The following is an 11,545-nucleotide window of genomic DNA, read 5'->3' on the forward strand; positions in this document are numbered from 1 at the left end:
CGGCTGGACATGTGCCGGGGTGTGGACGTATCCGCTGGATACAGTGCCCGCATGAACAGCGGCACTGCCCCTTTCGACGATCTCGACCGGAAGATCGTCACCGCTCTGATGGCGAACGCCCGGACGAGTTTCGCGGAGATCGGGTCGACGGTCGGCCTGTCGGCGACGGCCGTCAAACGCCGGGTGGACCGGTTGCGGGAGACCGGGGTGATCACGGGGTTCACGGCGACGGTGAAGCCGGCGGCGCTGGGCTGGCGCACCGAGGCGTACGTGGAGGTGTACTGCGAGGGCGCGGCCCCGCCGCGGCGGCTCGCGGAGGTGGTGCGCAACCATCCGGAGATCACGGCGGCGATGACGGTGACGGGCGGGGCGGACGCCCTGCTGCACGTGCGGGCGCGGGACGTGGAGCACTTCGAGGAGGTGCTGGAGCGGATCCGGGTGGAGCCGTTCATCCGCAAGACGATCAGCGTGATGGTGCTGTCGCATCTGCTGCCGGACAGTCCGGAGGCGGGAGCCACACAGGTAGCCCCCGATGACGCAGGGAACGTGCGCCGACCAGGCTGAATACGCAGTAATCATGCGTGAACACGCAGCGTTCGTTCCTTGTAGCGCTCCGCTGTCGGTTCTTACCTTGGGGACATGCCCGAGAGTGTGACCACCGGCCGCAGGCCGAGTGCCCGGCGCTTTCTCGTCTGTGAACCCAGACACTTCGCCGTGCAGTACGCGATCAATCCCTGGATGCGTCCCGACACTCCCGTGGACGTGGATCTCGCCCAGGAGCAGTGGCAGACGCTGATCCGCGCCTACCGCTCCCACGGGCACACCGTGGACACCGTGGATCCGGCGCCCGGTCTGCCGGACATGGTGTTCGCCGCGAACTCCGCGGTCGTCGTGGCCGGCCGGGTGTTCGGCTCGCTCTTCCACGCGCCCGAGCGGCGTCCCGAGTCCGCGCTCTACGACACCTGGTTCAAGACCGCCGGCTACGACGTGCACCGTCCGGAGCACGTCTGCGAGGGCGAGGGCGATCTGGTGTGGACCGGCCGGTACGTGCTGGCCGGCACCGGGTTCCGTACGACACGTGAGGCGCACCGCGAGGTGCAGGAGTTCTTCGGTCACCCGGTGATCAGCCTGACGCTGGTGGACCCGCACTTCTACCACCTGGACACGGCGCTGTTCGTGCTGGACGACGACAACATCTCCTACTACCCGGAGGCGTTCTCGCCGGGCAGTCGTGAGGTGCTGGCCCGGCTGTACCCGGACGCGGTGCTCGCCACCCGCGACGACGCGATGGCGTTCGGTCTGAACTCGGTCTCCGACGGCCGCCATGTGTTCATCGCGCCCCGGGCAGAGGCCCTCGCCGCCCGGCTGACCGAGCGCGGCTATGTCCCCGTCCCCGTCGACCTGTCGGAGTTCCAGAAGGCCGGCGGTGGCATCAAGTGCTGCACTCAGGAGATCCGTTCATGACCGCACCCGTCGTTCCCGCGCGTTCGCCCGAGGCAGTCGCCGCCGGCGTGTCCGAGGCCGCTCCCGCGCGGTCCTCCGCCGAGCTGATCCGCGCCGAGGAGCCCGTCCTCGCGCACAACTACCATCCGCTGCCCGTGGTCGTCGCGCGTGCGGAGGGCACCTGGGTGGAGGACGTCGAGGGCCGCCGCTACCTCGACATGCTGGCCGGCTACTCGGCCCTCAACTTCGGCCACCGGCACCCCCTGTTGATCGAGGCGGCGCACCGCCAGCTCGACCGGCTCACCCTCACCTCCCGCGCCTTCCACCACGACCGGCTCGCCGGATTCGCCGAGCGGCTCGCGGAGTTGACCGGCCTGGACATGGTGCTGCCGATGAACACCGGCGCGGAGGCGGTGGAGAGCGGCATCAAGGTGGCCCGCAAATGGGCCTACGAGGTGAAGGGCGTCCCCGCCGACCGGGCGACGATCGTGGTAGCGGCGGAGAACTTCCACGGCCGTACGACGACGATCGTGAGCTTCTCGACGGACGAGACGGCCCGGACGGGCTTCGGCCCGTTCACCCCCGGCTTCCGGATCGTGCCGTACAACGACCTGGCGGCGCTGGAGGCGGCGGTCGACGAGACCACGGCCGCGGTGCTGATCGAGCCGATCCAGGGCGAGGCCGGAGTGATCATCCCCGACGACGGCTATCTGGCCGGGGTGCGGGAGCTGACCCGGCGCACGAACACCCTCTTCATCGCCGACGAGATCCAGTCCGGGCTCGGGCGCACCGGCCGGACGCTGGCCGTGGAGCACGAGGGGGTCGTCCCCGACGTCGTCCTGCTCGGCAAGGCGCTCGGCGGCGGGATCGTACCGGTGTCGGCGGTGGTGGGGCGGCGCGAGGTGCTGTCGGTGCTGCGGCCGGGCGAGCACGGGTCGACCTTCGGCGGCAATCCGCTGGCGGCGGCGGTCGGCACGGCGGTGGTGGAGCTGCTGGCGACCGGCGAGTTCCAGCGCCGGGCGACGGAGCTGGGGACCGTGCTGCGGGACGGTCTGACCGGTCTGGTGGGCAAGGGCGTCGTCGGCTTCCGGTCCCGGGGCCTGTGGGCGGGCGTCGACATCGATCCGGCCCTGGGCACCGGCCGCGAGGTCAGCGAGCGGCTGATGCGGGAGGGTGTGCTGGTCAAGGACACCCATGGCTCCACCGTCCGGCTGGCACCGCCGCTGACGATCACCGGCGAGGAACTGGGGGCGGCGCTGGCGGCGTTGGAACGGGTGCTGACCCGGAGGGTCTGAGGCCGACGGTCACCCGTGGTCCCGTGGGCGGCTTCCCGGCCGGGGGAGGCGGCGGGGCTCCCGGGTGGCCCGGCCGGTGTCGTGCAGGCAGGGTGAAGATTGGGTCAGGAGGTGGTAGACCACTCTCAGCGACAGAGAGGTCGACCGTGGGCACACACGACGAGGACGGCGTTGCCCGCCGGCGGTTCGACGTGGCGGACGCCGCGCCCCTGCTGCTCGACGGGCGGGGCGTGGTGACGAGTTGGACCAGGGACGCCGAACGGCTGCTGGGCTACGCGGCGGCGGACGCGGTCGGCAGGGACCTGGCCGCTCTGCTGACCCACGGGGACGCCGGCCGGGTCGCGGAGATCCTCGAGCGGTGCCGTCGGGACGGCGGCTGGAGCGGGCTGCTGTCCGCCCGGCGCGGGGACGGCCGGCCGGTCCCGGTGATGGCCCGGATCACCTGTGCGGACGAGCCGGGCGGGGCCGACCGCAGGCTCGTCCTGCTGAGCGAGACGGGGGACGCCCCCGGCTGGACGATGAGCCGCTCGGTCCTGGAGCGGATGGTGTCCGGCTCGCCGATCGGCATCGCCATCGTGGACACCGATCTGCGTTTCGTGTGGTCCAACGACGCGCTCGCCCGGTTCGGCGGCGGCCGGCCCGAGGAACGGCTGGGGCTGCGGCTCGGGGATGTGCAGCCGGGGCTGGACGCCGAGGCGGCGGAGGCGCAGATGCGGCGGGTGCTGGCCGACGGCGCGACCGTCGTCGGCTTCGAGCACGTCGGGCACCTGCGGACGGCGCCGCACCGGGAGACGGCGCAGGTGCTGTCGTTCACCCGGTTGGAGGACGACCACGGCAATCCGGTGGGCGTGTACTACACGGTCGTCGACATCACCGACCACCATCGCGCCCGGCAGCGGCTCGCGCTGCTGGACCGTGCGGGCCGCTCGATGGGCAGCAGCCTGGACATCGCCCGCACCGCCCAGGAACTGGCCGACGTGGCCGTCCCCGGGTTCGCCGACGCGGTCGCCGTGGACCTGCCGGCCCCGGTCCTGCGCGGCGCGGAACCCACCCCGGACCCGATCGGCCCGGTCCCCCTGCACCGGGCGGGCGTACGCGTCAGCGGCACCGCCACACCGCCCGGCGCCGCCCCCTCGCCCGCCACCGCCACACCGCCCGCCACCGCCACACCGCCCGGCGCCGCCGCTCCGCCCCGCGCGCCGGCCCCCGCCGTCACCGTCGCCCACCCGGCCGACTCGCCCCCCGTCCGCTGTCTCCTCACCGGTCGCCCCTGGCACGGCGAGCGGCTCGATCCGTCGGCGGAGCCGTGGATGCGGAACCTGCCCGCCGCTCCCGCCCCGGGTGAGTCGGTCAGCGTGCTGATCGTCCCGGTGCGGGCCCGGGGCGCCACCCTCGGGGTCACCACGTTCCTCCGGCGCGGGCTGCGGGAACCCTTCGACGCCGATGATCTGGCGCTCGCGGAGGACCTGGTCTCGCGGGCGGCGGTGTGCGTGGACAACGCCCGCCGGTACACACGGGAGCGCGACGCGGCCCTGGTGCTCCAGCGCAATCTGCTCCCCCACCGGCTGCCCGAGCAGGACGCCGTCGAGGTGGCCGCCTGCTACCGGCCCGCCGACGAGCTGACCGGCCTCGGCGGCGACTGGTACGACCTGATCCCGCTGTCGGCGGCACGGGTGGCGCTGGTGGTGGGCGAGGTGCCCGGGCACGGCATCGACGCCGCCGCGGCGATGGGACGCGTGCGGACCGCCGTACGCACCCTCGCCGCTCTGGATCTGCCACCGGAGGAAGTCCTCGCCCATCTGGACGACCTGGTCGCCCGCATGGCCCACGAGGAGGGCCTGGACGCGGGCACCCAGGCGCAGGGGGCGGGGTGCGTGTACGTCGTGTACGACCCCGTCGACGGCCGGTGCGCGATGGCCGCCGCCGGGCATCCCGCCCCGGCGGTCGTGCTGCCCGGCGGGGAGGTCACGTTCGTGGACCTGCCGCAGGGGTCGGCGCTGGGCCTGGGCGGGCCGCCGTTCGAGTCGGCGCAGCTGACCCTGCCGGAGGGCAGCACGCTCGCGCTGCACACCGACGGCCTGCTCGCGCAGGGCGCCGAGTGGGCGCTGGACACCGACCGCACCCGGCTGCGGCGGGCCCTGGAGCAGCGGGCGGCCGACCTGGACGTGATGTGCCGGACCGTGGTCGACGCGCTCATCCCGGCACGTCCGTACGACGACGTGGCCCTGCTGATGGCCCGTACCCGCCGGCTGTCCCCGGACCGGGTCGCGGACTGGGAGCTGCCCGCCGACCCGGCCGCGGTCGCCGAGGCGCGCAGGACCGCGAGCCGGCGGCTGGCGGAGTGGGGGCTGCCGGAGCTGTCGTTCACCACCGAGCTGGTGGTCAGCGAGCTGGTCACCAACGCCATCCGGTACGCCGCCGGCCCGATCCGGCTGCGGCTGATCCGTGAGCGCTCGCTGGTCTGCGAGGTCTTCGACGGCGGCGCCACCGCCCCGCATCTGCGCCATCCGCGCACCACGGACGAGGGCGGCCGCGGGCTGCTGCTGGTCTCCCAGGTCACCGAGCGCTGGGGCACCCGCTTCCTCGGCGAGGGAAAGATCATCTGGGCCGAGCAGTCGCTCACCGACCCGGGCGCGTGACACGCGGACCCCATCCGTCACACCGCATGCGAAAATAACCCAAACCGGTGGACACAGTGCAGTACCGGCGTACCGGCATACCGGCGGATGGGGCGCGAGCCATGAACGACACGGCGATCGACTACGCGGCGGTGTTCCAGTCCCTGCCCGGCATGGTGGCGCTGCTGACGCCCGAGCTGGTGTACGCGGACGTCAATGAGGAGTACCTGCGCGGCGCGGGCCGAAGACGCGAGCAGATGATCGGCCGCCATCTCTTCGAGGTGTTCCCCGACAACCCCAACGACCCGGGCGCGAGCGGGGTCCGCAATCTGGAGGCCTCCCTGCGCCGGGTGCTGGCCACCGGCGAGCGCGACGCGATGGCCCTCCAGCGCTACGACGTGCAGGACCCCGAACGGCCCGGGGAGTGGGACGAGCGGTACTGGAGCCCGGTCAACGCGCCCGTGTTCGGGCCCGACGGGTCGGTGGGGCTCGTGGTGCACCGCGTCGAGGAGGTCACCGAGCTGATCCGGGCCCGCGGGTCGCGGGGTTCGGGAGGCCCGGGCAGCCGGACCCGGGTGCTGGAGGCCGAGCTGTACACCCGCGCCCGCGAACTCCAGGAGGTCAACGAGCGACTGCGCCAGTCGCACGCCCGGGAGCGCCAGGTGGCCCTCGCCCTGCAGGAGGCGATGCTGCCCGCCCGCCGTCAGGTCGGCCACCGTCACGTGGCGGTGCGCTACCGGCCGGCGGTCGGCGCGCTGAACGTGTGCGGGGACTGGTACGACCTGGTCGACCTGGTCGGCGGCAACCGGATCGGGGTGTCGGTCGGGGACGTCGTGGGGCACGGTCTGGAGGCGGCCGGGGTGATGGGCCAGCTGCGCAGCGCGCTCAGCGCCGCCTCCCGGGTCGCGGAGGGTCCCGCCGAGGCCCTCAACGTGCTCGGGCGGTACGCGCACGTCGTGGACGGCGCCGAATCGGCCACCGCGGTCACCACGTTCATCGACTTCGACCGGCACACCATCACCTACAGCAGCGCCGGCCATCCCCCGCCGGCGCTGGTCCACCCCGGCGGCCGGGTGGAGTTCCTCGACCGGGCCACCGACCCGCCGCTGGACGCCCGCCCGACCCCGGTGCCCCGGCCGCAGGCGTGCGCCGCCTACGACCACGGCGCCACCCTGGTGCTGTACACGGACGGGCTGGTGGAGCGGCGGCAGGAGGACATCGACACCGGTCTGAACCGGCTCGCCGAGGCCCTGGCCCGGCACCGGGACGCGGACCCGGAGACCCTCGCCGACTCCGTCCTCCTCGACCTGCTGCCGCCGGGCGGCGCGACCGACGACACGGCCCTGGTCGTCGTACGACTGTGAGGGACCGGCGACAACGCCCGCCGCGGACTTGCTGAGCGGCCACCGGCGGCAGGAACCTGGTGCCGCGGCCGCCCGTCGCGGATCCACCGGAGTGAGGAGCTACCCCTTGTTCTACTACGTGCTCAAGTACGTTTTGCTGGGCCCGTTGTTGAAGCTGGCCTTCCGCCCGCGCATCGAGGGCCTGGAGCACGTACCGGAGTCGGGGGCGGCGATCGTCGCCGGCAATCACCTGTCGTTCTCGGACCACTTCCTGATGCCCGCGGTCCTCAAGCGGCGCATCACCTTCCTCGCGAAGGCCGAGTACTTCACCGGGCCGGGGCTCAAGGGCAGACTCACGGCCTTCTTCTTCCGCAGCGCGGGGCAGATCCCGGTGGACCGTTCGGGCAAGGAGGCGGGCCAGGCGGCGATCCGCGAGGGCCTCGGCGTGCTGAGCAAGGACGAGTTGCTGGGCATCTACCCGGAGGGCACCCGTTCGCACGACGGGCGCCTGTACAAGGGCAAGGTCGGGGTCGCGGTGATGGCGCTGAAGGCCGGGGTGCCGGTGATCCCGTGCGCGATGATCGGCACCTTCGAGGCGCAGCCGCCCGGCAAGATCGTCCCCAACCTCCACCCGGTGGTGATCCGCTTCGGCAGACCGCTGGACTTCTCCCGCTATGCCGGCATGGAGAACGAGAAGGCGATCCTGCGCGCGATCACCGACGAGATCATGTACGCGATCCTGACGCTGTCCGAGCAGGAGTACGTCGACGAGTACGCGGCGGTGGTGAAGGCGCAGCAGGCCGCGGCGACGGAGAAGCAGCGCAGGTTCCCCCGGATACCACTGAGCTGACGTCACCGAGCTGACGTCTTCGAACCGACGTCATGTGACAGCGCGGAGGGGCGGCCGGTGTCGTTCCGGCCGCCCCTCGCTGTCAGCCGGTGGCTACGGCTTCGGCGTGGCGTGCGGGGCGCAGGTCACGTCCTTGGCGTCCAGCTTCCCGGTGAGCAGGTAGCTGTCCACCCGGGTGTTGATGCAGGGGTTGACGAGGCCCGTCACACCGTGGGAGCCGGCGTCCTTCTCGGTGATCAGACGGGAGCCCTTGAACCGCTTGTGCAGGGAGACGGCGCCGTCGTACGGGGTGGCCGCGTCCCGCTCGGACTGCACGATCAGCACGCCCGGCAGGCCCTTGTGGGTCTTGACCTCGACCGGGGTCTGCTGCTTGGCCGACCAGAAGGCGCACGGCAGGTTCATCCAGGCGTTGGCCCAGGTCAGGAACGGGTAGTCCTTGTTGAGCCGGGTGTTGTCGGCGTTCCACTTGCGCCAGCTGGTGGGCCACTTGGCGTCGGTGCACTCGACGGCGGTGTAGACCGCGTTGCCGTTCTCCGAGGCGATGTTGCCGGCCGTGTCGGTCAGGTCCGGGGCGGCCGCGTCGACGAGGGCCTGGGTGTCGCCGGCGAAGTACTTGCTGAAGACCGTCGCCACCGGGATCCACGAGGAGTCGTAGTACGGGGCGCCCTGGAAGAAGGAGATCAGCTCGGCCGGGCCGACCAGTCCGCCGATGGGGTGCTTCTTGGCGGTGGCGCGCAGCTCCAGCCACTTGGCCTGGACGGCGGCGCGGGTGGTGCCGAGGTGGAAGGTCGCGTCGTTGGCGGCGACCCAGTCCTGCCAGTCCTTCCAGCGGCCCTCGAACGCGACGTCCTGGTCGAGGTTGGCCTCGTACCAGATCTTCTCGCGGGAGGGGTTGACCACGCTGTCGACCACCATGCGGCGGACGTGGCCCGGGAAGAGGGTGCCGTAGACGGCGCCGATGTAGGTGCCGTAGGAGACGCCCAGGTAGTTGAGCTTCTTCTCGCCGAGGGCGGCGCGGATGACGTCCAGGTCGCGCACGGTGTTCGGCGTGGTCATGTACGGCAGCATCTCGCCGCTGCGCTCGTAGCAGCCGTCGGCGTACTCACGGGCGAGCTTGATCTGGGCGAGCTTGTCGGCCTCGTTGTCCGGGACCGGGTCGGCCTTGGGCGCCTTGACGAACTCCTGCGGGTCGGCGCAGGAGATGGGCGCGGAGTGGCCGACGCCGCGGGGGTCGAAGCCCACGAAGTCATAGGCCTTCGCGGCGTTGGCCCAGATGGCGTTCTTGGTGATGACACGGCGCGGGAAGCGCATGCCGGAGCCGCCGGGGCCGCCCGGGTTGTAGACGAGGGCGCCCTGGCGCTCCTGCGGCGTGCCCGTGTTGCCGATGCGGTCGACGGCGATCTTGATCTTCTTGCCGTTCGGGCGTGCGTAGTCGAGCGGCACCGTGACCCAGCCGCACTGGATCGGCTTCTCCAGGCCCCAGTCGGCCGGGCAGTCCTGCCAGTCGATGCCGGCCTTGGCGGCGCGCTCCGCGGCGATCGCCGCACCCCGCTGCTCCCTGTCCTGCCCCGAACGGCCGCTCGCCGCGCTCGCGGTCGGCGCCGCGACCGCACCGGCCACCAGCGTGGCGGCGACGAGCGCGCCGGCCGAACCGAGCACTGCGGTCCTTCTGTTCGGTCGTATGTCCCTCAAGTGGGCTTCTCCCCTACCTTGTTATGGCGGTACAGCGATACGGCGGTATGGGGATCCTTGCTGCTGTGAGGTGCCTGAGAACAGGTGTGGTTGACCTTCTTTGCCAATCCGATAACCGGAGAGGAAAGCTCCGTTCAGCGGAGGTGGAGGACGGTCAGGGCCTCGTCCAGCACCCGCCGCAGCCGCAGCCCGTCCGGCGCGACGGCGCTCACCAGCGCGGCGGGCCCGGCGAGCGGTACCAGGGCGGCGTGCTCGCCGAGGATCTGCGCACCGACCGGATGCGTCGCGAACTCTGGCCTTACCACGACGAGTTGGCCGACGGCGCGATGCCCGGCGAGGACGGCGGGGCCGTCCCAGCCGCCGGGGGCGCCGGGTCCGCAGGCCAGTTCCTGGTCGAGGACGGTCCGGCCGCCCACCCGGACGACGAGCCGGCTGGTGAGCCGCCCGGGCTCCTCCCCCACCCGGCCGAGGACCTGCTCCTCGCGCAGCACCAGCCGGGCACCGGGCCCGAGGTCGGCGCGGGTGGTGACATACAGGTCGCTGCCGCGCGCGGAGATCAACGGTTCGGGCAGCCAGTGCAGTTCGCCCTCGTCGGCGACGTCGAGCCGTACGTCGTAGTGGGCGGCGTCCTTGATCTGCCCGGGCAGGGCGATGGTGGCCGCGGCCGAGCCCACCCTCAGCCGGGCCCCGCTCCCGACCTCCGCCTCCACCGCGAAGCGGTCCCCGCCCAGGGGGCCGCTCATCGCGCCCACGAGCACGACCCGGGCCTCGTCGCCGACGGCCCGGGTGCGGCGCAGCGCGAGCGGCCCGTCGCTCTCCAGGACGGGCAGGGCGGTACCGCCGCGTCCGTCGGCCGTCGCCCCGATCCGGGCGACGGCACGCACTCCGCCCATCTCACGCCGTCCAGGCGCCGAGCTGTGCCCGCACCCAGGCGGCGACGTCCGCCACCCCGCTCCCGGCGCGCAGCGACTGGAACACCACCGGCAGTTCGGCGCGCTGCGCCTTGGCGTCGGCGGCCATCCGGGCGAGGTCGGAGCCGACGTACGGGGCGAGGTCGGTCTTGTTGACGACGAGCAGGTCGGCGGTGGTGACGCCCGGGCCGCCCTTCCTCGGGATGTCGTCGCCGCCCGCGACGTCGATGACGAAGATCTGCGCGTCGACGAGCCCCTTGGAGAAGGTGGCGGTGAGGTTGTCCCCACCGGACTCGACGAGCACCAGGTCCAGCGGCCCGACGGCGTCCTCGAGGTCCTCCACGGCCTCGAGATTGGCGGAGATGTCGTCCCGGATCGCGGTGTGCGGGCAGGCGCCCGTCTCCACGGCCGTGATCCGCTCGGGCGGCAGCACGGCCTCCCGCAGCAGGAACTCGGCGTCCTCGCGGGTGTAGATGTCGTTGGTGACGACGGCCAGGGACAGCTCGTCGCGCAGCGCCCGGCAGAGCGCGGCGACCGTGGCGGTCTTGCCCGATCCGACGGGTCCGCCGAGCCCGATCCTGAGGGCCCGCCGCGCACCGTCGGGCCGACGGGCATCGGCGCTGACGGCGGCGGGGCCGGGGTGGGAGTGGTCGAGGTGCACGGGGCGGCTCCTTCTCTGGGTGCTTCAGCAGGTCAGGGGGTTGAGGCCCTAGGAGGCGAAGAGGCGCACCGGCCAGGCCGCGTGTGCCTCCGCGCCGATCTCCAGCAGGGGCGCGGACGCCGCCGGCAGGGTGTCGAGGCCGGCGGTCCGTACGGCGGTCCCGGCCACCGTCGCCCGGTCGACGACCCGGTCCAGCTCAGGCGCCAGCCGGGCCAGTACGGCCGTCGCCTCGAACGGGTCCAGGCCGAGGAGCCGTACCACGGCCGTCGCCGGGCCGCTCACACTCTCGTACGCCGCGCAGTACGCCGCGTCCTCGGGCCCCAGTCCGGCCGCGCGTGCCGTCAGTCCCAGCACCACCGGCTGGTGGGCGCCCTTGGGGAACGTACCGGCCAGGGCGTCCAGTTCGGGGCTGGGCCAGGTCGCGCGGGCGGCCCGTGTCAGCTGGCGGCCCAGTCTGCGCGCGGTGAGCCGCAGTGCCGGGGACGGGGTGCGGGCGTCCGCCGCCGCGTCCAGCCCGGCGGGGTCCGCGCCGGCCGCCGCCGCGGCGGCGAGGGCGGCCGCGACGAGTCCGGCCGTGTGCAGCCGGCCCCGGCAGAAGGCCTCCAGGTCCGCCGCGCCGGTGATCCGCCCCGCCTTGACCGCCTCCTCCGCCCCGCCGGAGTGCGCGTGCCCTCCGGCGGGGAAGCGGCCGTCGGCCAGGACGAGCAGCGCTGCCCTGCCCATCAGTTGTCG

10 protein-coding genes are annotated in these 11,545 nt (G+C 73.0%); 6 read left to right on the forward strand and 4 right to left on the reverse strand.

The genetic code is table 11. The features are described from left to right. The first annotated feature begins 51 nt into the window (after positions 1 to 51). From AQJ64_RS11225 to AQJ64_RS11250, 6 genes are all read left to right on the forward strand, one after another. On the forward strand, positions 52 to 564 hold the full coding sequence (locus AQJ64_RS11225) for an Lrp/AsnC family transcriptional regulator (protein WP_055637308.1): 513 nt from the start codon (positions 52 to 54) through the stop codon (positions 562 to 564). Positions 565 to 639: 75 nt separating this feature from the next. Beyond that, a complete protein-coding gene (ddaH, locus tag AQJ64_RS11230; RefSeq protein WP_099054088.1) occupies positions 640 to 1,464 on the forward strand; it encodes a dimethylargininase in 825 nt (274 codons plus the stop codon). Then, the gene (gene rocD / locus AQJ64_RS11235) at positions 1,461 to 2,738 is read left to right on the forward strand and encodes an ornithine--oxo-acid transaminase (protein WP_240512873.1); all 1,278 of its coding nucleotides are present in this window, start codon (positions 1,461 to 1,463) and stop codon (positions 2,736 to 2,738) included. The genes ddaH and rocD overlap by 4 nt, the downstream gene beginning before the upstream one ends. A 146-nt stretch (positions 2,739 to 2,884) precedes the next feature. After that, positions 2,885 to 5,377, forward strand: coding sequence for a SpoIIE family protein phosphatase (locus AQJ64_RS11240; RefSeq protein ID WP_059202593.1), 2,493 nt, complete (start codon positions 2,885 to 2,887; stop codon positions 5,375 to 5,377). 101 nt (positions 5,378 to 5,478) lie between these two features. Beyond that, the gene (locus AQJ64_RS11245) at positions 5,479 to 6,720 is read left to right on the forward strand and encodes a PP2C family protein-serine/threonine phosphatase (protein WP_055633922.1); all 1,242 of its coding nucleotides are present in this window, start codon (positions 5,479 to 5,481) and stop codon (positions 6,718 to 6,720) included. 106 nt (positions 6,721 to 6,826) lie between these two features. Then, positions 6,827 to 7,549 carry a lysophospholipid acyltransferase family protein gene (locus AQJ64_RS11250; RefSeq protein ID WP_055633921.1) on the forward strand — a complete coding sequence of 241 codons (723 nt, stop codon included), beginning with the start codon at positions 6,827 to 6,829 and terminating at the stop codon, positions 7,547 to 7,549. Between the two features lie 93 nt (positions 7,550 to 7,642). Here AQJ64_RS11250 and AQJ64_RS11255 read toward each other — a convergent pair whose 3' ends face one another. The 4 genes from AQJ64_RS11255 to AQJ64_RS11270 form a co-directional block, all read right to left on the reverse strand. Next, positions 7,643 to 9,241 (reverse strand): alpha/beta hydrolase, encoded by a 1,599-nt coding sequence (locus AQJ64_RS11255; protein WP_055633920.1) that lies wholly within the window; start codon positions 9,239 to 9,241, stop codon positions 7,643 to 7,645. Between the two features lie 134 nt (positions 9,242 to 9,375). Next, complete coding sequence (locus tag AQJ64_RS11260) at positions 9,376 to 10,134, reverse strand: urease accessory protein UreD (RefSeq protein WP_055633919.1); 759 nt, start codon at positions 10,132 to 10,134, stop codon at positions 9,376 to 9,378. A gap of 1 nt (position 10,135) precedes the next feature. Beyond that, positions 10,136 to 10,813 (reverse strand): urease accessory protein UreG, encoded by a 678-nt coding sequence (ureG, locus tag AQJ64_RS11265; protein ID WP_055633918.1) that lies wholly within the window; start codon positions 10,811 to 10,813, stop codon positions 10,136 to 10,138. 48 nt (positions 10,814 to 10,861) lie between these two features. Continuing rightward, positions 10,862 to 11,536: an urease accessory protein UreF gene (locus AQJ64_RS11270; RefSeq protein ID WP_055633917.1), complete on the reverse strand. Its 675-nt coding sequence runs from the start codon at positions 11,534 to 11,536 to the stop codon at positions 10,862 to 10,864. Positions 11,537 to 11,545: the final 9 nt, after the last annotated feature.

The sequence above is a fragment of the Streptomyces griseoruber genome, from assembly GCF_001514205.1.
GTDB classification, from domain to species: domain Bacteria; phylum Actinomycetota; class Actinomycetes; order Streptomycetales; family Streptomycetaceae; genus Streptomyces; species Streptomyces griseoruber.